This is a genomic window from Acidisoma cellulosilyticum (genome assembly GCF_020621385.1).
In the GTDB taxonomy this organism is placed as follows: domain Bacteria; phylum Pseudomonadota; class Alphaproteobacteria; order Acetobacterales; family Acetobacteraceae; genus Acidisoma; species Acidisoma cellulosilyticum.
Genome location: NZ_JAESVA010000001.1, coordinates 142,613 through 165,916, shown reverse-complemented (window position 1 = coordinate 165,916; position 23,304 = coordinate 142,613). Strand labels below are relative to the sequence as shown.

The 23,304-nt window shown below is 62.5% G+C and carries 14 protein-coding genes; 6 read left to right on the top strand and 8 right to left on the bottom strand.

Annotation, left to right across the window (positions count from 1 at the left end; translation table 11 throughout):
- Positions 1-38: 38 nt before the first annotated feature.
- Positions 39-2,600 carry a malto-oligosyltrehalose synthase gene (gene treY, locus ACELLULO517_RS00745; RefSeq protein ID WP_227304722.1) on the bottom strand — a complete coding sequence of 854 codons (2,562 nt, stop codon included), beginning with the start codon at positions 2,598-2,600 and terminating at the stop codon, positions 39-41.
- 372 nt (positions 2,601-2,972) lie between these two features.
- Here treY and ACELLULO517_RS00740 point away from each other — a divergent pair, with 372 nt between their 5' ends.
- The 4 genes from ACELLULO517_RS00740 to glgX are packed head-to-tail and all read left to right on the top strand — an operon-like array spanning position 2,973 to position 13,519.
- Entirely contained in the window at positions 2,973-5,486 is a 2,514-nt protein-coding gene (locus ACELLULO517_RS00740; RefSeq protein ID WP_456304380.1) for a glycogen/starch/alpha-glucan phosphorylase, read from the top strand.
- An 18-nt stretch (positions 5,487-5,504) separates the two neighbouring features.
- A complete protein-coding gene (gene glgB / locus ACELLULO517_RS00735; protein WP_227306036.1) occupies positions 5,505-7,733 on the top strand; it encodes a 1,4-alpha-glucan branching protein GlgB in 2,229 nt (742 codons plus the stop codon).
- A 42-nt stretch (positions 7,734-7,775) separates the two neighbouring features.
- A complete protein-coding gene (gene glgA / locus ACELLULO517_RS00730; protein ID WP_227304719.1) occupies positions 7,776-9,257 on the top strand; it encodes a glycogen synthase GlgA in 1,482 nt (493 codons plus the stop codon).
- Entirely contained in the window at positions 9,254-13,519 is a 4,266-nt protein-coding gene (gene glgX / locus ACELLULO517_RS00725) for a glycogen debranching protein GlgX (RefSeq protein WP_227304716.1), read from the top strand. Before glgA ends, glgX begins: the two co-directional genes overlap by 4 nt.
- A gap of 79 nt (positions 13,520-13,598) precedes the next feature.
- Here glgX and ACELLULO517_RS00720 read toward each other — a convergent pair whose 3' ends face one another.
- The 5 genes from ACELLULO517_RS00720 to ACELLULO517_RS00700 all read right to left on the bottom strand — a co-directional run bounded on the left by ACELLULO517_RS00720 (position 13,599) and on the right by ACELLULO517_RS00700 (position 18,387).
- Complete coding sequence (locus ACELLULO517_RS00720; protein ID WP_227304713.1) at positions 13,599-14,279, bottom strand: esterase family protein; 681 nt, start codon at positions 14,277-14,279, stop codon at positions 13,599-13,601.
- A gap of 44 nt (positions 14,280-14,323) precedes the next feature.
- Positions 14,324-15,289 (bottom strand): acetylxylan esterase, encoded by a 966-nt coding sequence (locus ACELLULO517_RS00715; RefSeq protein ID WP_227304710.1) that lies wholly within the window; start codon positions 15,287-15,289, stop codon positions 14,324-14,326.
- Positions 15,290-15,324: 35 nt separating this feature from the next.
- Positions 15,325-16,515 (bottom strand): MFS transporter, encoded by a 1,191-nt coding sequence (locus tag ACELLULO517_RS00710; protein WP_227304708.1) that lies wholly within the window; start codon positions 16,513-16,515, stop codon positions 15,325-15,327.
- 64 nt (positions 16,516-16,579) lie between these two features.
- Positions 16,580-17,494, bottom strand: a complete 915-nt coding sequence (locus tag ACELLULO517_RS00705) for a helix-turn-helix domain-containing protein (RefSeq protein ID WP_227304706.1) — start codon at positions 17,492-17,494, stop codon at positions 16,580-16,582.
- Positions 17,491-18,387 (bottom strand): AraC family transcriptional regulator, encoded by an 897-nt coding sequence (locus ACELLULO517_RS00700; protein WP_227304703.1) that lies wholly within the window; start codon positions 18,385-18,387, stop codon positions 17,491-17,493. Before ACELLULO517_RS00700 ends, ACELLULO517_RS00705 begins: the two co-directional genes overlap by 4 nt.
- Before the next feature lie 115 nt (positions 18,388-18,502).
- Here ACELLULO517_RS00700 and ACELLULO517_RS00695 point away from each other — a divergent pair, with 115 nt between their 5' ends.
- Together ACELLULO517_RS00695 and ACELLULO517_RS00690 are read left to right on the top strand one after the other, a co-directional pair.
- A complete protein-coding gene (locus ACELLULO517_RS00695; protein WP_227304700.1) occupies positions 18,503-19,465 on the top strand; it encodes an aldo/keto reductase in 963 nt (320 codons plus the stop codon).
- A 412-nt stretch (positions 19,466-19,877) separates the two neighbouring features.
- Positions 19,878-20,168 (top strand): DUF1330 domain-containing protein, encoded by a 291-nt coding sequence (locus ACELLULO517_RS00690; protein WP_227304698.1) that lies wholly within the window; start codon positions 19,878-19,880, stop codon positions 20,166-20,168.
- Positions 20,169-20,388: 220 nt separating this feature from the next.
- Here the strand turns inward: ACELLULO517_RS00690 and acpS are convergent, their stop codons facing one another.
- The gene (gene acpS / locus ACELLULO517_RS00685) at positions 20,389-20,802 is read right to left on the bottom strand and encodes a holo-ACP synthase (RefSeq protein ID WP_227304695.1); all 414 of its coding nucleotides are present in this window, start codon (positions 20,800-20,802) and stop codon (positions 20,389-20,391) included.
- A 178-nt stretch (positions 20,803-20,980) separates the two neighbouring features.
- Complete coding sequence (locus tag ACELLULO517_RS00680) at positions 20,981-23,302, bottom strand: RelA/SpoT family protein (RefSeq protein WP_227304692.1); 2,322 nt, start codon at positions 23,300-23,302, stop codon at positions 20,981-20,983.
- Positions 23,303-23,304: the final 2 nt, after the last annotated feature.

The window sequence follows — 23,304 nt, the reverse complement described above, 5'->3', positions numbered from 1 at the left end:
CTATGCTGCAGCGCCGAAGGCAACTGCTTCCGCGGAGATTAGGCGCTGACCATGACGATGAGCGGAAGGGCGGGGTCGAGCCCGATGGCACCGTCCGCTGCCGCCAGCACCGGCTGCCAGCCCTGGCCTTTGGGCGCTGCCGGCAGATCGGCCAGCTTCCCCGCGGGTTCCGTGCCCAGCGGCAGGATCACGAGCAGACTGCCGGAGGCATGGTCCCGCCGGAAACCGAACCAGGGCTGCGGCAGGTCGAGCGCGGTGTAGCTGCCTTGGGCGAAAAGGTCCGGTGAGCGCTGGCGCAGCGCCAGCAGTCGCTGTGTCACGAAAAGCTTTGTGACGCCCTGCTTATCGGCCGCAAGACGTGGCAGGCTGGTTGACTCTAACGCGGCGGCGCGCGCCGCATAATCGACCGGACGTCGGTTGTCGGGGTCGACAAGGCTGAAATCCCAGAATTCGGTGCCCTGATAAAGGTCCGGGCTGCCCGGCAAGGTCAGTTGCAGCACCGTCATGCTGAGAGACATGAGGCGAGCCCGCGCGTCGATCTCGCCGACCAACTGCGTCAGCGCGGTGCGGAACCCGGCGGCGCGCTCATCCTGCAGCAGGCCGGACGCGAATGCCTGGACCGCGCTCTCATAGGTCTCGTTGGGATTGTCCCAGAATGTATGGCGCTTGGCTTCCCGCATCGCCTTGGTGAGGTATTCGGCCAGGCGCTCTTCGGAAATCGGCCAGGTGCCGACCAGCGTCTGATAGATCAGCCATTCGTCGATAGGGTCCGGCGCCTCATGCGCCGCAATTTCGGATCGCAAGACTTTATTCAAGGCGTGCCAGGCTTCGAAACGCGCGATCCAGCCGGCGGCATCCTCGGACAAGGCCGCGATCCGGGCGCGGGTCTCCGGCCCACGCTTGGTGTCATGCGTCGCGAGCGGGATCAGGTCCTGCGCCTTCGCTCCGGCGCGCGCCGCATAGATCGCATGAAACTCAGGAATGCTTCGCCAGGGACGGGCGATATCGCCCCCGACTTCGTTGACGGCCGTAAGCGCTACGCTACGATAGAACTCGGTATCCTCAAGCCCTTTCGCCATGGCCGGGCCGCTGAGTTGCTGGAAGCGACGCATGAACTCCTCTTGCGGAGAACCCGGCTCGGTCTGGCTGAGCAGACGAACGAGGGCGCAGGCCGCGTCGAAGGTCCAGGGATTGTCATGCGCTTCGGTGCCGGCGAGGGCCACCTGCCACAGCTTGGCGTCAGTCGGATCGGACGTGGTATCGGTGCTATAGCCGCGATAGACGGGAAACCGAACCAGCAGCGCGATCACCGCTTCGCGCAAGGTGCCGAGGCCAAATTCGACGCTATCCGGTTCGCTGCGGGTTATGCCGTGGGCCAGCTGGGTCAGCGTCTCGACCTCACCCAGGAAGCTTGTCCGCAGCATGAAGGATTTGGCGGTCGCCAGCCGCTCGGTGCGGTCGGTTGCCAGCAGCCGCTGACGCACGAGGTAGGAATCCAGCGTCTGAAATCCTTCCGGATTGACGAAAAGACCCTGAATATCGTTCAGCCGCTCATACCCGGTCGTGCCGGTGATCGGCCAGTCGCGCAGCGCCTCTTGCTCGCCGAGGATCTTCTCCACCAGCAGAATAGCCTCCGGCCCCGCTTCCTGGCGCAAGCGCGCGCAATAGCCGGTCGGGTCGGCCAGACCGTCGACATGATCGACACGCAGCCCGTCCACCAGCCGCGCCCGCAGCAGGCGCAGCGGCAAGGCATGGATGAGGTCGAAGACCGCAGGATCTTCGACCCGCACGCCGATCAGCCCGGTGATGTTGAAGAAGCGCCGATAGGTGAGGCTATCGCTTTCCGTGCGCCAATGGGCCAGTCGCCAATGCTGGCGATGCAGCACGGCGGCGATGTCCATCCGCGCGAGGGACCCCTCAACCAAGGCGCGATGCGCGGGGTTAAGTTCGGATAGCGCGTGGCGCGCCTCGGCGATGGCTGCCAAGTCTCGCCGGCCGTCATTCTCGAACCGCAGGAAACGTTGGGAGAGGCCAGCGAGCGAGCCTTCGTCGCGGGCGTCCGCCATCTGCAGCGCAGCCGCGATTGCCTCGGGGCGCAGCGGCCAGACATTGTCGAAATAACGGGCCAGAAGGCGACCCTTTTCCCAATCCGCCGTCAGGGTGATTTCGCCATCCGCAACGGCGGCTACCTGCGTCTTGCCCAGTGCCGGGATGATGACTTGTCCCTTATGCCAGGCGATATCGAAAAGATGCCCGGCCGGGCCTTCCGGTCCGAATTCCAGCGCGTCCATCCAGAGCGGGTTGAGGCTGTCGACCGCCAGATGATTGGGTACGATATCGAGGATCATGCCGAGGCCGGCGGCTTTCGTCGCGTCGGCCAAGGCACGGAACCCATCCTCGCCCCCAAGCTCCGGGTCGATCCGGCTAGGGTCGACACCGTCATAGCCGTGGGTCGATCCGGGGCGGGACATCTGGATAGGGGAGGCGTAGAGGTGGCTGATCCCAAGGCGCTTCAGATAAGGCAGCTGCCTTTCCGCATCCGCAAAAGTGAAATTCTTGTGGAATTGCAGGCGGTAGGTTGCGGCCAAGGGGACAGCCATGGTTTGCGTCTCATCTGATTGCGGAGATCGATGCGGAACGGTCTTGTGCGCAAGCACCTGGCCTGCGCCCGGCTCCTGGTCTGAGGCTTAGATAGGGGTGGGGAATGGTTCAACCAGAGGGGTTTTCACCAAACTTGCTGTTCCGTGAACGAGGGCTGTCTAAGGAGCCGGGGAGCAGGCCAGGGGCGACGCCACTTCGTCATGCTGCAACCGCGGAATGCCTCTTTCCTTCGTCTGCGATCCTGCGCAAGTTGTGTCTGTAAGCGCCCGGCTATCCTGGAATATCTGTCCTGAAACGTAACGGGCCGACGGCAGGCCAGACATTGACCTGAATTGGCCCTGAGGCCGCATATTGTTAAAGGAGAGACCCTGGTGACGTTAGACCATGACGCCCCGTTCGCCGCTCCCGCGACCGAAACGCATTACAGCGATGAGACCCCGGCCGAGACGCAGGCCCGAGAGATTGCGGCGATGCGCGATAGCATTGAGCAGAAGCTGTACTACCAGGTCGGCAAAATCCGGATCGCGGCGAATAACAGGGACTGGTACGTCGCGACCGCACTGGCGGTGCGCGACCGCGTGGTCGACGGCTGGCATCGCAGCACCGACGCGACTTACGCCTCGGGCGCCAAGCGCGTCTATTATATGTCGCTGGAATTCCTGATCGGCCGCCTGCTGCGGGACAATCTCGCCAATTTCGGCCTCTCTGACGTTGTGAAAGGCGCGCTTGACAGTTTGGGCGTCGATTTCGACGCCATCCGCCAGATGGAGCCCGATGCCGCTCTCGGCAATGGTGGTTTGGGCCGCCTCGCGGCCTGCTATCTCGAAAGCATGTCAAGCCTCGCCATTCCCGCCATCGGCTACGGCATCCGCTATGAGCACGGCCTGTTCCGCCAGCTGGTGAAGAACGGCTATCAGCAGGAATATCCGGAAGACTGGCTGGAATTGGGCAATCCCTGGCAGTTCGAACGGCCGGAAATCTCCTACGATATCGGCTTCGGCGGCGAAGTCGCCCAGATATCGGATTCGGATTCCGAAACCCAGCATGTGTGGCACCCGGCCGAGCGCGTTTCGGCCATCGCCTATGATATTCCGATCGTCGGTTGGCGCGGCCGCCATGTGAATGCGCTGCGCCTGTGGTCGGCCCGTGCGGTCGACCCTATTCGCCTCGACGCCTTCAACCGTGGCGACCATGTCGGCGCGCTGAGCGAGCGCACGCGCGTGGAAGCGATCTCTCGTGTGCTCTACCCGAGCGACGAGACCCCGGCCGGGCAGGAGCTGCGTCTGCGGCAGGAATATTTCTTCGCCGCCGCCAGCCTGCAGGATCTGCTGCGCCGGCATCTGAAATCCTTCAAGACGGTCGAGACGCTGCATGAGAAGGCGGCGATCCAGCTCAATGACACGCATCCCTCGATCGCCGTCATCGAGCTGATGCGGATTTTGGTCGATGACCATCAGGTGCCCTGGCAACAGGCCTGGGACATCACGCGCCAGACCTTTTGCTACACCAACCACACCCTGCTGCCGGAAGCGCTGGAAACCTGGCCGGTTCCGTTGATGGAGCGCCTGCTGCCGCGCCACATGCAGATCATCTACCTGCTCAACCTGATGTTCCTGGATGAGGTGAAGCAGCGCTTTCCGGGCGACGTCGACATGATGACCAGCCTGTCGCTGGTCGATGAAACCCATGGCCGCCGCGTGCGCATGGGCAATGTCGCTTTCCTTGGCTCGCATAAGGTCAACGGCGTCTCCGCGCTGCATACCGATCTGATGCGCAAGACGGTCTTCCACGACTTCAACGCGATGTATCCCGACCGGATCAACAACAAGACCAACGGCATCACCTTCCGCCGCTGGCTCTATCAGTCCAATCCGGGTCTGACCAAGCTTGTGGTCGATGCCGTCGGCCCGGAAATCCTGGATGACGAGACGCTTTTCGCTAAGCTCGCGCCCTTCGCCGATGATGCAAGCTTCCAGGAGAAGTTTGCGGCCGTGAAGCAGGACAACAAGGCCGCGCTTGCCAAGCTTGTGCGCGACCGTGTCGGTGTCCGCCTCAACCCGCATGCGCTTTTCGATGTGCAGATCAAGCGCATCCACGAATATAAGCGCCAGCTGCTGAATATTCTGGAAACGATCGCCCTCTACAACGCGATCCGCGCCCAGCCGATGCGGGACTGGACGCCGCGCGTGAAGATCTTCGCCGGCAAGGCAGCGCCCAGCTATCACCGCGCCAAGCTCATCATCAAACTCGCGCATGACGTCGCACGTGTCATCAACAGCGACCCGACGCTGCGGGACGCGCTGAAGGTCGTCTTCCTGCCGAACTACAATGTCAGCCTGGCCGAGGTCATCATTCCGGCCGCTGACCTCTCCGAGCAGATTTCAACCGCCGGCATGGAAGCGTCGGGCACCGGCAATATGAAGTTCGCGCTCAACGGTGCGCTGACCGTCGGCACGCTCGACGGTGCGAATGTCGAGATGCTTGAAAGGGTTGGCAGCGATAATATCTTTATCTTCGGGATGACGGCCGAGGAGGTTGAGGTTCGCCGCCGCCAGACCATTGATTCTTCGGATTTCATCGCGAAATCGGATGTGCTGCAGGAGGTTCTGACGGCTGTCGAAACGGGCAATTTCAGTCCGGATGAGCCAGGCCGCTATCGCGGGCTGATCGAAGCCATCCGCTATCATGACTATTTCATGGTCGCGGCTGATTTCGACGCCTATTACCAGCGCCAGCGTGATGTTGCTGCAACCTGGCGTCGCCCGACCGAGTGGCGTCGCTCGGCCGTTCTCAATACCGCCGGCATGGGCTTCTTCTCATCCGACCGCTCGATCCGGGAATATGCGTCCGATCTTTGGAATGTGCCGACTTGGCCGAACAGGTAAAAAAATAAAGTGGCGTCGATAGAGCGCGAAAGGGGCGGACTGCGTCGGGTCCGGGATTGGCGGGTCTCTCCGGGAGACCTGCAAGCCATTCTCGGCGCGCGGCATGGTGATCCCTTTGGCGTTCTGGGTCCCCATATGACGGATGCGGGGCTCGCGGTGCGCGCCTTTGTGCCGCACGCAGATAGTTTGGCGGTGGTCGGTGTTGACGATCGTCTATTCGTCAATCTGACCCGCAAACATGCCCATGGCTTCTTTGAAGGGCTGGTGCCCGATCTGATGCCGGGAAAGCTGTACAAGCTTCGCGCCCAGAATGGCGGCGGCATGTGGGAATTGTATGACCCCTACGCCTTTCCGCCGGTGCTGGGCACGTTGGACGACTACCTGTTCGCCGAGGGCACGCATCAGCGCATCTTTGAACGTCTTGGCGCGCATGTCGTCGAGCATGAAGGCGTGCCGGGCGTGCATTTCGCGGTCTGGGCGCCCAACGCCCGCCGTGTCGCCGTGGTGGGGGATTTCAACAGCTGGGACGGGCGCCGTCACCAGATGCGTCTGCGTCGTGGCAGTGGCGTCTGGGAAATCTTCGCCCCGGATATCGGGGAAGGCATTGCCTATAAATACGAAATCGTCGGGCCGCAGGGTGAGCTTTTGCCGCTGAAGGCCGATCCGGTCGGGTTTTCCGCGGAAATGCGGCCGTCCACGGCCTCCGTCATTGCGCGGATCGACAATTTCACCTGGAATGACGCGGCGCATCGCGAGGCCCGCAGCACCGGTGACGCGCGACGCAAGCCGATGTCGGTTTATGAGGTGCATCTCGGTTCCTGGGCGCGGGGGGAGGACAATCGCTTCCTCACCTATGACGAACTGGCCGACCGCCTTATCCCCTATGTGCGCGACATGGGCTTCACGCATATGGAGCTGATGCCGATTACCGAGCATCCGCTCGATGCCTCCTGGGGCTATCAGCCGGTCGGCATGTTCGCGCCGACCCGTCGCTTTGGCGATCCGGCGGCTTTCGCGCGCTTCGTGGACCGCGCCCATCAATACGGGCTCGGCGTCATTCTGGACTGGGTGCCGGCACATTTCCCGGTGGATGCCCATGGTCTCGCGCGATTCGACGGTACGCATCTTTATGATCACGCCGATCCGCGCCGCGGCTTCCATCCGGATTGGAATACGGCGATCTTCAATTTCAGCCGGAACGAGGTGTCCGCGACACTCGTCTCCAATGCCATATATTGGCTGGACGTCTTCCATATCGACGGGCTGCGCGTCGATGCCGTGGCATCCATGCTGTATCTGGATTATTCGCGCAAAGCAGGCCAGTGGATCGCGAACGAGGACGGGTCAAACGACAACCGGGAGGCGGTCGCCTTCCTCCGTCGCGTCAACGAACTCGCCTATGCCCAATTCCCCGGCACCGCGACAATCGCTGAGGAGTCAACTGCCTGGTCGGGTGTCTCGGCGCCGACCTATATGGGCGGCCTCGGTTTCGGCTTCAAATGGAACATGGGCTGGATGCACGACACCCTGGACTATATGTCGCAGGAGCCGGTGCATCGGAAATGGCACCATGAACGCATGACCTTCGGCATGGTCTATGCCTATACCGAAAACTTCATGCTGCCGCTGTCGCATGATGAAGTCGTACACGGCAAAAAATCCATCCTCGGCCGCATGCCGGGAGATGAATGGCAGCGCTTCGCCAATCTGCGCGCTTATTACGGTTTCATGTGGGCGCAGCCCGGCAAGAAACTGCTGTTCATGGGTCAGGAGTTCGGCCAGAGCGCGGAATGGAATTTCAATCAGGGGCTGGATTGGCACCTGACGGAATTTGCGGTTCACGCCGGTGTGCAGCGTCTGGTGCGCGACCTCAACCAGCTTTACCGCATTACGCTGGCGCTGCATCGGCGCGACTGCGAACCCGAAGGCTTCCGCTGGATTGTCTCGGATGACGCTGAGCAATCCGTCTTCGCTTGGCTGCGTGAGGGTGGAGAGGATGAGATTGCACCTGTCGCGGTCGTCTCCCATTTCACCCCGGTTCTGCGGGAAGGCTACCGGATCGGCTTGCCCCATGCCGGGCGCTGGCGCGAAATTCTCAATACGGATGCTGGTCTTTATGGCGGCGGCAACAATGGCAACGGCGGGGCTATTCTGGCTGAACCCGTTCCAAGCCATGGTTTTCCGGCATCTGCGGTCATCACCCTTCCACCTTTGGCGACGGTCTATTTCGAATATGAACCAGAATAACGGGCGCTTTGGCGGCTCCAACCGGGGGCAGAGGCCATGAGGATGCCTGTTTCGGTTCTATCCGTTGTTTCGGAGCTTTTTCCGCTCATCAAGACCGGCGGGCTCGCCGATGTTGCGGGCTCATTGCCGTTGTTCCTGAAGCCCGAGGGAATCAAAATCACTTCCTTGATTCCGGGCTATACCAAGGTCCTGGCCAAGCTGCCGAGCGCCGAGGCCATTCATCATTTCGATGATCTTTTCGGCGGTCCTGCGCGACTGCTGCGGACGGAGGTCGGCGGGCTCGATATCCTCGTCATCGATGCGCCTCATCTCTATGACCGTCCAGGCACGCCCTATACCAATGAGGAGAAGGAGGATTGGCCGGACAATCCCATCCGCTTCGCGGCCCTCAGTGCCGTGGGTGCGGCGATCGGCCTGGGTGAGGTCGCGGCCTTCAAGCCCGAAATCGTCCATGCGCATGATTGGCAGGCTGGGCTGACGCCCGCCTATCTCCATTACCGTGCGGCCGGGCGCCCACGTCCGCCTGCCGTGATGACCGTGCATAACCTCGCCTTTCAAGGCCAGTATGCGCCGGAACTGCTGGACCGGCTGGGCCTGCCGGCGGAAGCCATGGGCGTCGACGGCATCGAATATTACGGCGGCATCGGCTTCCTGAAGGCCGGGCTGCAATTCGCCGACCGGATCACCACGGTTTCTCCCAAATATGCCGAGGAAATCTCGACCCTTCAGGGCGGCATGGGTCTCGGCGGGCTGGTCCGGGACCGCATCGGCGATGTGCTGGGCATCCTCAACGGTATCGACGAAAATGTCTGGGATCCATCGACCGACAATCTGATCGCGGCGAAGTTCGATCGTCTGCACATCAAGCCGCGGCGTATCAACAAGCTCAGCCTGCAGCGCCGTGTGGGTTTGCGGGAAGACGCCGATGTCCTGCTGTTCGGTCTCGTCAGCCGGCTGACCTGGCAGAAGGGCATCGACATGGTGTTGGACGCGCTGCCGTTGATCCTCGGCACCGGTGCGCAAGTCGCCATCATCGGCCAGGGTGACCGCGCCACGGAACGAGCGGTGCGGGATGCCGTGACCGCCTATCCGGGCCGCGTCGGCTGCGTCATCGGTTATGACGAGGAACTGGGTCATCTGATGCAGGCGGGTGCGGACGCTTTGCTGCTGCCCTCACGCTTCGAGCCTTGCGGCCTGACCCAGCTTTACGCCCTGCGTTATGGCTGCATCCCCGTCGTCGCTCGCGTCGGCGGGCTGTCCGATACCGTCATCGACGCGAATGAGATGGCGCGGGCCGAGGGCATCGGCACCGGCGTGCAATTCCATCCCCCGACGGTCGAGATGTTGGAAAGTGCGGCGCTCCGCGTTGCCTCCCTTTGGCGCAAGCCCGCCCTCTGGCGGCGCATTCAGCGCAACGGCATGCGGACCGATGTCTCGTGGCGGCGCTCCGCGCGGCTCTATGCCGAACTCTATCGGGAATTGGCTGAGGCCGGCCCGAACGAAATCGAGGCGTTGCGGGCATGACCTTGCGTGTTGTGACGGCTGGCCTGCCCGAGCCGATGGGCGTGTCGCTGACCGATGGCGGCATCAATATCGCTGTCTTCTCAGCCCATGCGACGGCGATCGAGCTTTGCCTGTTTGACGAGGCGGGCGAGATTGAGGTCGAGCGTATCCTGCTGCCCGCGCGCACATTCGATGTTTTTCATGCCGAGATTGCGGGCATCGATATCGGTGCGCGTTATGGCTTGCGCGCCTACGGTCCTTGGGCGCCGGATCAAGGCCATCGCTTCAACCCGACCAAGCTGCTGATCGATCCCTATGCGCAGCGGTTGGACCGGGCATTCAAGCTTCATCCCAGCATGTTCGACTGGCCGCCGGGAACCCAGATGGGCGCGGCCCCGAATCAGGATGACAGCGCGCCCTTCATGCCGAAGGCGATCGTCGAAGCGCCGGATGACGCGATTGCTCTGCCACCGCTCTCCTGGCAGCGCCAGGTCATCTATGAGATGCATGTCCGCGGTTTTTCCAAGCTGCGTCAGGATGTGCCGGAAAGCTTGCGTGGCACCTATGCCGCCTTGCGGGAAACGCCGCTGCTTTCCTATCTCAGCGATCTCAATATCGGCGCGGTCGAGTTTCTGCCCAGTTCCGCCTGGCTGGAGGAGCGGCATTTGCCGCCGCTGGGTCTGACCAACTACTGGGGCTATAATCCCGTCACCTATATGGCGCCTGATTTCCGCCTTGCCCCCGGTGGTTTTGCGGAAATTCGCGCGACCACCGATGCCTTGCGGGCGCGGGGCATCGCCAGCCTGCTCGATGTCGTCTTCAACCATACGGGGGAGGGCGATGTCATGGGCCCGACCGTGTCGTTCCGTGGGCTCGACCATCGCAGCTATTATCGCTTTGTGCCCGGCCAGCCCGGCGTGCTGGTGAACGATACAGGTTGCGGCAATACGCTGGCGGCCGACCACCCCGTGGTACTCCGCATGATCATGGATAGTATGCGGCTCTGGGTGCGCCGGGCCGGTCTCTCGGGCTATCGCTTTGATCTGGCATCGACGATCGCTCGCAATCCGGGCACCTATGATCCGCGCGCCCCTTTCCTGCAGGCGGTGGCGCAGGATCCCGCTTTGCGCGGCATCGCCATGATCGCCGAGCCCTGGGATATCGGCATGGGCGGCTATCAGGTCGGTGCCTTCCCCGCGCCCTGGGGCGAATGGAACGACAAATATCGCGACACCATGCGCCGCTTCTGGCGGGGTGACGGCTGGATGCTTGGCGAAACGACGACGCGCTTCGCCGGCTCGTCAGACATCTACGGCCAGACAGCACACGCGCCTTCGCGCAGCATCAATTTCATCACCGCGCATGACGGTTTCACGCTCGCGGACCTTGTCTCCTACGCAAGCAAGCATAACGACGCGAACGGCGAGCATAACCGCGACGGCACCGGGGAAAACCAGTCCTGGAACCATGGGGTTGAGGGACCAACCGGGGATGAGAGCGTGCGCCTGGCACGTCAGGCTGATATCCGCGCGCTGCTGGCAACCCTTCTGCTGTCGCGCGGCACGCCGATGCTGGCCGCCGGCGACGAACTCGGTCGCACGCAGCAGGGCAATAACAATGCCTATGCGCAGGATACGCCTATTTCCTGGGTCGAATGGCAGGACGCCGATCCCGCGCTCGCTCACTATACCGCGAAGCTGATCGCGGCGCGACGCTCCTGTCCGGCGCTGACCAGTCTCGCCCATCTGACCGGCGAACCGGCCGATGACACGCTGCGCCCCGATGTCGTCTGGCGACGCGCGGACGGTGAGGGGATGCGTGGCGAGGATTGGCAGAATGGTGAGGCCCGCACGCTGATCGCCGATCTGTATCAGCCGGATGTCTCAGGCGGCAGCCGCGCGCTGGTTGTCCTTCATGCCGGTTGGTCCAGTTTTCTTCTCACTTTGCCGGAGAACAGGCCCGGCTTTGCCTGGCGGCGGGTCATCGACAGTGCGCAGCCCGAGGCGGAGAGCGTTGTTGCCGCTCAGACCTTGCATGTTGAGGCGCGGACGGCGCTGTTGCTGATCGAGGAGCCGTCGCTGACGGTCGCGAATATTCTGCCGGCGGAAAGCCTTGCCCTGGCGGCGCGTGATCCGGCGGGACGTCTCGCGACATTGGCCGATGCCGCCGGCCTCGCGCCCAATTGGTGGGACATCGCCGGCAACCTCCATCATGTGCCGGATGACAGCCGCCGCGCGCTGCTGCGGGCGATGAAGCTGCCCGCGGACAGCACCGCCGATATCGCGGAAAGCCTGTATAGCCTGGCGAACCTGCGGGATTTCGCGGCGCTGCCACCGAGCGTGGTCGTGCGGGAAGGACAAGGCATCACCTTGACGCTGGGCCCGGCGCTGGCGACCTTGCCGCGGGCGATTGCGCTTGTGTTGTTGCGTCAGGACGGCAGCCGGGCTCGTTTCGTGGTGCCGCCGGATGATACCGGCCTTGCGCAGGTGACGGCGGCCGACGGTCGTGTCGGGCGTGTGCGCCATGTCTTCCTGCCGCCGCAGCCGATCGGCCGGCATCGTCTGGTTTGCGTGGACCAGGCGGCGCATGGCGAGACGAAGCTGACGGTAGCGCCACAGCGCTGCTATCTACCGCCGGAACTTACCAATGGCGGTCGCCGCTTCGGCCTCGCGACCCATCTTTACAGTCTGCGACGCGCGGGTGATCAAGGGATAGGTGATTTCACAACGCTGGCTGAGGTCGGCCGTGAGACGGCGGCGGGGGGCGGCGCGATTGTCGGCCTCAACCCCTTGCATGCGCTGTTTCCGGAACATCGTGGTCTTGTCAGCCCCTATTCGCCGTCCGATCGGCGTTTTCTGGAACCGCTTTATGTCGACGTCGCGCAACTTCCCTTCATCACCGAATTGCCGGGGGTGCAGGCTGCACTGGCGGCGGAGGCCGGTGCTTTCGCGGCGCTACGCGATACGCGCGCCGTCGATTATGCCGGCGTCTGGGCTGCCAAGGACCGCGTGCTGCGCGCAGCCTTCAAAGCCTTGAACGCGCTCCCGCAAAGCCACCCAGCGGCAGAGGCCCTCGCGTCCTTCCGCGCGCAGGGCGGCCGCGGGCTGGACCGGTTCGCGACCTTCCAGGCGATCAGCGCGACTTATCCTGACAGCACCTGGAAAAACTGGCCGGTGACTTTGCATGACCCTGCCAGCGTTGCTGTGCAGGATTTCGCGGCCGGCCATACAGAGAGCGTGAGTTTCTTCGCCTTCCTGCAATGGCTTGCCGATCATCAATTGGCGTCGGCCGATGTCGCGGGTCGCGCGGCAGGCCTTTCGCTCGGCTTCTACCGTGACTTGGCCGTGGGCACCGCGCCGGTCGGCGCAGAAGCCTGGTCGGAGCAGGATTTTCTGATGACCGGCGTCTCGGTCGGCGCGCCGCCCGATCCGTTTTCGATTGAAGGACAGAATTGGAACCTGCCGCCGCCCAATCCCTGGGCGATGCGCGGCCAAGGCTATGAAGGCTTCGGTGAATTGCTGCGGGCGAATATGCGCCACGCCGGTGCGCTTCGCATCGATCACGTGCTCGGCCTCAATCGACTGTTCCTGATCCCCGAAGGCGGAAAAGCCGCAGAGGGCGCCTATCTCGCCTATCCTTTGCAGGACATGCTGGGCGTGACCGCGCTGGAAAGCCAGGCCGCGCGCTGCCTTGTGGTGGGTGAAGATCTCGGCACCGTGCCGGACGGCGTGCGGGAAGCGATGGCCTCCGCCGGTCTGCTCGCCTATCGCGTCTTCTGGTTTGAGCGTGAGGGGGCAGGCTTCAAACCGCCGGCCGCCTATCCGTCACTCGCTGCGGCCTGTGTTTCGACGCATGATCTGCCGACGCTCGCCGGCTGGTGGCAGGGCGCGGATATCATCGAGCGTCAGCATTTGCATCTGTCGGATGATGCGGCAACGGCGCATGCGCTGACGCAGCGGGATGAGGAGAAGCGCATCGCGCTTGCGGCGCTTGCCGCGCAAGGATTGCTGGAGCACGCGGAGTCGATTGATCTGATCGCGCCGATGCCCGATGCGGTGGTGGCGGCCTTCCACGCCTATATCGGGCGCACAGCATCGGTGCTCGATCTTGTTCAGGCCGATGATCTGGGGCGGGAGACGGAGGCTTTGAATCTGCCCGGCACGGATCAGGAACGTCCGAATTGGCAGCGAAAAATCATGCGGCCGGCGGCCGATCTTTGGCAGGGAGCATTGGGAGACATGATCAGAGCCAAGCTTGCTGATCGTTCAAACACGACAGCATGACAAGACGCTTATAAGTTTTCTTTTATTATCATCGATTTAAAGGGAGGGGAGGTAATAACCTCCCTTGGCTTCAATCGGTTCAAACATAGATTGCCGCCATCTCCCGCCAGGCTCCGGCCCGATGGGCGCGTCCGTCCCAGAAGTGCAGCTGATGCTGGACTCCCTTTGCGCCCAGCAGCTGGCTGAAATGAAGATTATTGCCGATGAACGGGTCTGCCTTGCCGATGGCAAGAACGATCTCCAACCGGCGGAGCTGTTCCAGCTGCCATCCACCGTCGAGGCCGGGCAGAAAATGCGTCGGCGTATGGAAATAGATCTCGTCGTCATAATAGCCGTCAAAGAGATCGCTGAAATGTTCGACCTGCGTCGTCAGGTCGTAGCGACCGGAAAAGGCGACGAGTTTGCGGAACAGATGCGGATGCCGCAACGCTAGGCTGGTCGCCTGGAAGGCACCCAGACTGCAGCCCAGCGCGATTGTGCAGTCATGGGAGTTGTTCCATGACATCAGAGGCAGAACTTCGTGGAGAATATAATCTTCATAAGCCGCGTGGCGACGGATACGGTCGGCCGGATGACGCCCCTTATCATAGAAGGTCTCCCGCGCCAGACCTTCGATGCAATAAAGCTGCAAGTGACCGGCATTGACCTTATCGGCGAGGCGCCCGACCAGGTTGAGCTGCTCGTATTCCCAGAACCGGCCGTCCCGCGTCGGGAACATCAGCACCTTCGCCCCGGCATGACCGAAGATCAGGAGCTCCATGTCCCGGTGAAGTCGCGGACTGTACCAGCGCCGGTAATCTCGCCTCATGTCACCCCGAAGAATCGCCCGACTTTCGCTGACAGCAGCGCGTGCTGCTCCTGTTCCCCTGGATAATCGAAATGCCCCGCATCCAGGATGAATATTTCATGCTGATTTGACGCCGCAAGTCCATTGGCGACCGAGAACTGGCAAGGGGGTGCGACCGCCGGGTCGAAGCGGGCGACGGCCATCAGCATGGGCGCTTCGATCCGCTTGGCCGCCACGGCCGCATCGAAGAGGCAAAGGGTCTTCAGGACGTCTGCGTGCGTTTTCTGATAGGTTTGCACCGCATTGCCGCTGCCGACGGTCGGCAAGGTCAGCCACAGCGGCATATTGCCGAAGGTCGGCACGACCAGATGCCCGCGATCGAAGCGCTTGTCGAAAGCCAGCGCCAGCGCGCCGATGCCGCCGCCGAAGCTCAGGCCGCTATAGCCGATCCGCCCAGCGATAGCAGGGTAAAGCCTGGTCAGGGCGGAAGCGGCAAGCCACAGATCCTCGACGCAGCCGCCCAGGATATAGCGATCCGGCTTGTCGATATCGTGCAGCACGTGCCAGGCCGGGTCGGTCGAGATCGGCGGACGGCGACTGCGCGACAGGCCACGAAAGCAGGGGAACAGCAGAGCCGTCTCCTTGACCGGAATGTCGAAATCCGGTGCGTCTCGCCCGCCATAGCCGTGCCCCACGACCAGGCCGCGCTTCACGCTGCCCTCACGCGGCAGCAGCAACCAGCCGCCGATGGGGAATTTATCGGTCGAGGTATAGGTGATGTCCTGGACCAGCCAGTTCGGATGGCTGGTTTTGCTGGCATTCACGCGCGGCTGCGGGTCCAGGCCCCGCGCCCGCTCATAGCGGGCCTGCCAGAAGGCATCGAAGCCTGGCGCGGCCTCAGGCGGCCGGATCGCGCGGAGACGGTCCAGGTCGAAGCCCTGGGTCGGGTCGAAATCAAAGGGGTGATGGGTCGGAATGCTCATGCTCTGGCATTAACACAACCGGCCAGGCCGTGCGTCTATCGGGGAAGATAGCGGGCGCAGACCGCGACCAGGCCGAGCGCGCAGGCCAGGCCCAGGAAGGCGATGTGCAGGCTGGTCGCGGCCGCGACAAATCCGATCAGCGCTGGGCCGACCAGAATGCCGCCATAGCCGAATGTCGATACCGCCGACATGGCATCGCTTTCCGGCATGCGGGTTTGTCGTCCCACGATGCTGAACAGGGAGGGTGCGACATTGGCGCAGCCGGCACCGATGATGGCAAAACCGACCAAAGCCAGCGGCCAGGTCGGTGCGATGGTCGTGATGATGAAGCCGAGTCCGGCACAACATCCGCCGCCCATGACGAGCTTGATCCGTCCCAACCGGGCGACGATCGCATCTCCGCTCAACCGGCCGGCCGACATTGCCGTCGCGAAGACCGTATAGCCCAGTCCGGCCGTCGATGCTGTCATGCCGTCGGTCGAGGACAGAAAGACCGCGCCCCAGTCCAGCATGGCGCCCTCCGCGAGAAACGTGACAAAGCAAAGAAGGCCGATGAGGGTGACGATGCCTTTCGGCATCGCGAAAAGGGTGCCGCCCGTTTCGCCTTTGTCGGACAGCAGGTTCGGCCCCGCGATCGGCAGGGCGATTACCAGGATGCAGCCGGCGCATAAGGCTGCCGCCAGCACGGGGGTCCCGAGCCCGAGCAGACCGACCATTCCGGCCGCGCCGAGGATGCCGCCGATACTGTAATGGGCATGGAAGCCCGACATGACCGGGCGTCCGCTTGCACGCTCAACGGCAATGGCCTGGATATTCACCGTCACTCCATAGGCGCCAAGCGCCGCGCCGAAGGCAAACAAGGCCGTCACCATCAGGGGCAGGCTGGACGCGACGGAGAGAACGGGCAGGGCGCAGGCCAGGACAATGCTCAGGCAGACCAGCACGGCCCGGCATCCGAAACGATTGGCCAATGCGCCGGCGACCGGCATGGCGAGGAGAGAGCCAAAGCCCAGGCAAAGCAGCATCAGCCCCAGGGAATGATTGTCGAGGCCAAGCCGCGCCTTCGCGTAGGGGACCAGCGGCGCCCAGGACGCCGTGCCGAACCCGAGCGTGAAGAACATAATGCGCGTCGCCCGGCGCTGGGCCGTCACTGATTTCGCGCTTGCGGCCAACCGGGCAAGCGGACGCGCGTCGTCGGCGCGGATAACACCAGCATTATCGGTCAAGGCTATGCCTATGGGATGAGGTCGGCCCCAATCTAGGGCCAGGCGGGATCGTCCACACTCCCGTCTAGTCGCGACTTCTGATACTTTTCTGGCGTGCGGAGCTTGGGGCCGGATAGATGGCTAGGCGATGGCGTTTCCGAAACGCGCTCGGCGTCTGGCCCTTCAAGGCCCCAAACTGCCGGTTGAACAGCGACAGGTTTTGAAACCCGACATCCTCGGCAATGTGAGCGATGGCCAAGTCGCCGTCGATCAGGAAGGAACATGCCCGGCCGATACGCAGCCGGGTGATGTAGTCGACCGCCGTCATCCGGGTATGCCGCCGGAACATCCGATGAAAAGCCGATACGCTTACATTGGCGAGGTCAGCCATCCGCGTCACCGTGACGGTTTCTGCGAAATGCGCATGCAGATAGTCAAGAACACGCAAAATCCGCGCATCCGTCTCGATCCCTACGTCCGTCTGCCCCGGTACATTCGCCAAGGTCATGGCCTCGCTATCCGTGCATACCGCCAGAAGGACTTCGAAGAGCAATATCAGACGCGCGGCAGGATCCAGCGATGACATGGCTTCGATCTTGGGGCGAACCGCTGCCCGCGTCGCCGGACCAAACCGCACGCCCTGGGACGCTGCCGCCAGCAAAGGGCGAAGGCGCGCCATCTCCGGAAACAGGGCGAGCAGGCCATTGGCCCAACCGTGGGTGAACCAGACGACCAAAGCAATATGAGGCTGTTCCGGGTCGACCGCCGTCTCGGAGCACCAACTATGCGGAATGCCGGGGCCGATGAAGACAAGGTCACCGTCATCATAGGCATCGACGTCATTGCCGATATAGCGATGGCCCCGGCTGTTCAGCGTCAGCGTCAATTCATATTCGGGATGATGATGCCATTCGAAGGGAATGCGGTCCTGCATGCGCCTGTCCAGAAGTACCCAGGACGCGCCGTCATCCGGTGTTATCTTTTCGAAAGTCGGCTTCATGACGGGTGCATGTCCTCGCCCGAACTTTCCAGAATCAGGCGCCTGATGTCCCGGCGGGGCGGTTCACCGAATAATCGCGCATATTCGCGGGTGAATTGTGACGCGCTCTCATACCCGACCGCGAAAGCGGCCCCCGCGATGTCCCCCGAGTCTTTCAGGAGATGTCGTCTCGCTTCGTGAAGACGAATCGTTGCGCAGACAGCTTTGAAGTGCCTGTGAAAGACAGTGCCGCTCATCCCCACGCGTTCCGCCAGCTGCTCGACACGAATGGGCCGCGCGTAGTTTTCCCTGATCCAGGTGAGGCTGCGCCGGATTTGTGATAGACGCCTGTCCGTACCTGCAACTTGCCGCAAAACGGCGCCATGCGGTCCGTTGAGCATGCGAAACAGAAGTTCGCTTTCAATGAGCGGCGCCAGCACCGGAATTTCCAAAGGCCGATCCATGGTGCGCAGCATGCGATACCATGTGTCGATCAAATCCGGGTCGGAACAGCCGACGGAGAATCCCTGGGCCAAGGCCGGTGTCTGCTCACTCGGCAGTTTGAACAGAACGGTCGCAATCACGCTGGGGTCCAGCGACAGGTTCAGGGCAAGATAGGGTTCCTCGGGGGAAGCTTCGACGATCTGCGCGAGGGCAGGCAGTTCCAGCGATCCCAGAAAATAGTCCCCCGCCCCATAGCGCAACGCCCTGTCACCGATGATGACGCGTTTGGCGCCCTGCAGGATAAGGCAGCAGACCGGCTCGAAGACAAAGGAAAAGGGCTCTGTGGGTTTGGTGCTGTGGGTAATCTCAAACCGCGGAATACCCGTCATCTGAGCACCGCTATCCAATTGGCGTCGCGCGATGGCGCTCATTCTGGCCAGCACCGGCTGCATGAATGACATCGGGTCCATGGACCCGATGCTTATCACAAATCGGCAGGATTAGGCAAAAACACGCCATCATCGGATGGCGCGTTTAACCGCCCGCCGGGTCATAATCGGCCTGCAACGCAATGAGGGTCGTGTCATGAAGCAGCGGAAACTTGGCAGCCAAGGGCTGACGGTGTCGGAGATCGGTTTCGGCGCCATGGGGATCACCAGCTTTTACGGTCCGAGCGACAAGGAGGAAAGCGCGAAAGCCATTATCCGCGCCTATGACCTGGGTGTGACCTTCTTCGATACCGCCGAATTATACGGCTGGGGCGAGAATGAGACCTTCCTCGGCGAGGTCGTCAAAAGCTTCCGGGACGATATCGTCATCGCCACGAAATTCGGCTTCAAACGGGACTTCAGCCCTGACAGCCGCCCCGAGCGTATTCGTGAAGTTGCCGACAATAGCCTGCGCTTTCTGGGCGTCGAGCAGATCGACCTTCTGTACCAACATCGCGTTGATCCGAACGTCCCGATCGAAGACGTCGCCGGCACCGTCAAGGATCTGATCGCTGAAGGAAAAGTGAAATACTTCGGCTTGAGCGAAGCCGGCCCGGAAACCATCAAACGCGCCCATGCCGTGCAACCGGTAACCGCGCTGCAGACGGAGTATTCGCTGTTCGAGCGTGACGTTGAAAGCATCCTGCCGACACTGCGGGATCTGGGCATCGGCTTTGTCGCCTATTCGCCACTCGGACGCGGGTTTCTGTCGGGCAGCACGCAGCCGGCGGCAGATTTTCCGGAGGGTGATTTCCGCCGTATCGATCCGCGCTGGCAGCCGGGCAATTTCGAGAAAAACATCGCGGCAACGCAACGACTGCGTGACCTCGCGCAGAGCAAGGGTGCGACCGCCCCTCAGCTCGCCTTGGCTTGGATATTGGCGCAGGGCAGCGACATCGTGCCGATCCCCGGCACGCGCAGCAGCCTCCGTATGGAAGAGAATATCGGCGCTGCCAGCCTCGTTCTGACGGACGCGGACCTCGCTCTGATCAAGGACATCCTGCCGACCGGCGGTTTCGGGGCGCGCTATGCCGAGTCCATGCTTCCCAAATGGATCTGAACTGAGCCTTAGAGTCTGTCAGGTTTTAATAGATAATTTGTCATCCGCGCACTTGTTGCGCGGACTACGCGCCCCGGACCTACCCGCCGCGGCGCCCAGCCGGCCGATTGCTTGCTGCGTCGGGTAGATGCGCGGGTCGGGGTGCGGCCGGCCAGGCCCGCGCACGACAGATTTTTTGGCGTTTCCAACTAAACCTGACGGACTCTAGCCTGCTGCAGCGCTAAAACCTGACAAGACTCTAAGAGAAGATTGGTTGTTCGCGCATGACAGATTTGGGAGCGCTTCCGATCCAAGCCTGACAACACGCGCTTGCACGCCCTCATAAGACGCTCAAGCCTGTCGGTCATAGATCCCCTCGACAGGCCGGCGCTCCCCTTCATAATGGATAGGCATTATTATAGGGGGCCTCTCCATGGCGGCTTACGTTCATGTCAATCTGCGGGTCATCGATCCCGCCAAGCAAGCGGCCCTCGCGCCACGCTTCCTGGCCGCCCTTCAAAACGCGGGCGGGCGCATCCTTCACTTCGGGCCAGTAGCCCAGGTGCTGGAAGGGGATGTCGAGCCCTTGCCGCTTGCCGGTATCTTTGAGTTTCCAACACTTGCCGATGCACTCGCATTCTATCACTCGGACGTATACGGCCCGATCAAATTAGAGCGCGAGGAAGCGCAACAGGCGCGCATGTTTGTGGTTGAAGCTGATTAGAGTTTGTCTGATTTTAACTGAAGCTTGTCCCGAATATCGTCATGCCCGGCCCCAGAGCCGGGCATCCATTCGTTGGGGCGCCCAAGGACTGGATGACCGGGTCAAGCCCGGCCATGACGGGGCAAGGGGTCGTTTCCACCTAAACCTGACGGACTCTAGGAACTGCTGCCGCACTCGTCCATCGCGGCTTTGGACCAAAACCTTCCGCTCACCCCAGCCGTTAAACTGCCGCGAGCGGCACCGCCGAAATGATCACCTGGGCGAAGGCATAAGGGTATTCGTCCGTCATGGTCAGCGCGACCTGCGCTGCCATGCCGGGCGGCGTCAGTGCCGCGAGGCGGAGCGCTGCGCCGCCGGTTAGTTTCAGCGTCGGCGCGCCGGAGGGCAGGTTGACGACGCCGAGATCGGACATGAAGACGCCGGCGCTGAAACCAGTGCCCAGCGCCTTGGCGCAGGCCTCCTTGGCGGCGAAGCGTTTGGCGAAGGTCGGCGCCTGCAGCTTTTCCGTCCGGCGCAGCGCTTTTCGGCGCTCGGTTTCCGTAAACACACGCTCCAGAAACCGGTCGCCGAAGCGCGCCATGGTCTTTTCAACCCGGCGGATATCGCAGAGGTCAGACCCGATCCCGATAATCATGCGCTTTCTCGTCCCCAAAGCCTGTTTGATAATGCGCTACGGTGCGCGAGAAGCGCCATAGGCGCTGGCCGGCTTGTCTTTTGAGAACCGGAGCGGAGCGGCCATGGAAGGCCGTGAGCACAGGAAGCGCAAAAAGGCGCGCCGGATCGCTTCCGTAGTAGCATTTCCAAACAGGCTTTCAGCCCTTCGCCCGCTCCACCTGGGTAATCCCGCTGGTCGCGCGCAGACCGGCAATGACGGTCGAGAGATGGCGCAGATTGCGCACCTCGACGTCCAGCAGGATTTCGCAAAAATCCTGCTGCCGGCTGACGACGCGCAGATTGAGCACCGAACCGTCATGCTTGGTGACGGCGTTGGAGATATTGGGCAGCAGGTCACGCTCATTCGTCGCGATGACGCTGACGCGACCGGAATAGGCTTGCCCGCCGCGCGCGGATGGCGGCAGCGTGTCATCCCATTCGACATCGAGGAAGCGCTCGGGGGAGGCCGCGAAACTCTGCAATTGCGGGCAGTCGCGCGTATGGATGGTGACGCCCCGGCCCGTCGCGACGATGCCGACGATGGGATCGCCCGGCAGCGGATGGCAGCAACCGGCGTAGCTGACGACCATGCCGGAGATGAGGCCCCTGATCGGCGGCCCAGCGGCGCTGTCGTCGGATTTCGAGCCGGCACGGCCCGCCGGGCGTGGCGGCAGGCCCATGCCCGGCAGCAGGCGCGGCGCGCGGGCCGTCTCCCGCATTTCCGGATAGGCCGCGTGGACGACATCCTTCGGCCCGACATGGCCGCTGGCGACCGCGACATAGAGGTCATCGACCGTCAGTAGCTTGAGCGTCTTGAGCGCGGGTTCCAGCGCCCGTTCCGACCCGTCCAACCCTTCCTGGCGGAAGGCCTTGGCCAGCACCGCGCGGCCTTGCTCTCGGTTGATGGTGCGCTGCTGCTGGGCGACGAAACGGCGGATGCGCGCCCGCGCCTTGCCGGTGACGACGAACCGCTCCCATTGCGGGGAGGGGGTGCCGCCACGGGCGGTCATGATCTCGACCTGATCGCCGTTCTGCAATTCGTAGCGCAGCGGCATCAGGCGGCCGTTGATCTTCGCACCGACGCAGGTATCGCCCACCTGACTATGGACGGCATAGGCGAAATCGACCGGGGTCGCGCCGCGCGGCAGCTGGATCAGCTCGCCCTTCGGCGTGAAGCAGAAGACCTGATCGTGATAAAGTTCAAGCTTGGTGTTTTCCAGGAACTCATCCGGTGCCTGGCTGTTCTCAAGGATTTCGAGAAGATCCTGCACCCAGCGGAAGCGTTGCAGATCGGCTGCCGCCTGCGGGTCCCGATCCTTATACAGCCAATGCGCGGCGACACCGTTTTCTGCGATGTTGTGCATCTCGAAGGTCCTGATCTGGACTTCGATCTTCTGATTGCGCGGCTCGCGCAGCGTCACACCCGTATGGATGCTTTTATAACCATTGGCCTTGGGCGTTGAAATATAGTCTTTGAACCGCCCGGCGATGACAGGGAAAGCCGAATGGATCGCGCCGAGCGCGATATAGCATTCGTCCCGCGTCTTCACGAGAAGACGAAAAGCCATGATGTCGGACAGCTGCTCGTAGGCGACATTACGCTTCTGCATCTTCTCCCAGATGGAGAAGGGCGATTTTTCGCGGCCCGTGACCTCGATATTCGTCAGCCCGGCCTCGCGGCAGACGCGGATCAGCTGGCGTCGCACTTCCTCGATGACATCCGCGCCCTGGCCGCGCAGGAAGTTGAGCCGCGCCTGGATGCTGTCGAAAGCCTCGGGCTCCAGCTGCGCGAAGGAGAGGTTCTGCAGCTCACTTTTGATCGCATCCATGCCGATGCGGCCGGCGAGCGGGGCGTAGATCTCCATCGTTTCGCGCGCGATGCGCTGCCGGCGGCTCTCGCTGTCCATGAAATGCAGCGTCCGCATATTGTGCAGACGGTCGGCCAGTTTCACGAGCAGAACACGGATGTCCTTGCTCAGTGCCAGCACGAGCTTGCGGAAATTTTCGGCCTGCTTGGTGCGGTCGGATTGCAGTTCCAGGCGGGTGAGCTTGGTTACGCCATCGACGAGCAATGCCACGTCGGGGCCGAACTGGCCCTCGATCTGCGCCTGGGTGACGCCCGTATCCTCGATCGTATCGTGCAGCAGCCCGGTGATGATGCTGCCGGAATCAAGCCTGTAGCCCGCCAGGATATCGGCGACCGCGAGGGGATGGGTGATGTAGGGGTCGCCATTGTCGCGCTTCTGCTCGGCATGCGCAGTGGAGGCGAGAACGAAGGCGCGGCCAAGTTGGCCGATATCCATCTTCGCATCATAGTTCAGGATTTTGGCGGCAAGCGCTTGTTCAAGCGCCGCGAAAGGCAAGGTTTCGGCGCCCTGCCCGGCAGCTGGGGCTTCCGACCCGCCCGACGCCACGCCTTCAGGCGCGCGCGTAGGGCCGGTCAAATCATGGACGGCGTAGGACCGTCGTCCATCAACCATCG

Coding starts and splice junctions, on each gene's coding strand:
- treY (WP_227304722.1), bottom strand. CDS start 2,600: ATGGCTGTCCCCTTGGCCGCAACCTACCGCCTGCAATTCCACAAGAAT.
- glgA (WP_227304719.1), top strand. CDS start 7,776: ATGCCTGTTTCGGTTCTATCCGTTGTTTCGGAGCTTTTTCCGCTCATC.
- glgX (WP_227304716.1), top strand. CDS start 9,254: ATGACCTTGCGTGTTGTGACGGCTGGCCTGCCCGAGCCGATGGGCGTG.
- ACELLULO517_RS00720 (WP_227304713.1), bottom strand. CDS start 14,279: ATGGAGCTCCTGATCTTCGGTCATGCCGGGGCGAAGGTGCTGATGTTC.
- ACELLULO517_RS00715 (WP_227304710.1), bottom strand. CDS start 15,289: ATGAGCATTCCGACCCATCACCCCTTTGATTTCGACCCGACCCAGGGC.
- ACELLULO517_RS00705 (WP_227304706.1), bottom strand. CDS start 17,494: ATGAAGCCGACTTTCGAAAAGATAACACCGGATGACGGCGCGTCCTGG.
- ACELLULO517_RS00700 (WP_227304703.1), bottom strand. CDS start 18,387: ATGGACCCGATGTCATTCATGCAGCCGGTGCTGGCCAGAATGAGCGCC.
- ACELLULO517_RS00695 (WP_227304700.1), top strand. CDS start 18,503: ATGAAGCAGCGGAAACTTGGCAGCCAAGGGCTGACGGTGTCGGAGATC.
- ACELLULO517_RS00690 (WP_227304698.1), top strand. CDS start 19,878: ATGGCGGCTTACGTTCATGTCAATCTGCGGGTCATCGATCCCGCCAAG.
- acpS (WP_227304695.1), bottom strand. CDS start 20,802: ATGATTATCGGGATCGGGTCTGACCTCTGCGATATCCGCCGGGTTGAA.
- ACELLULO517_RS00680 (WP_227304692.1), bottom strand. CDS start 23,302: ATGGTTGATGGACGACGGTCCTACGCCGTCCATGATTTGACCGGCCCT.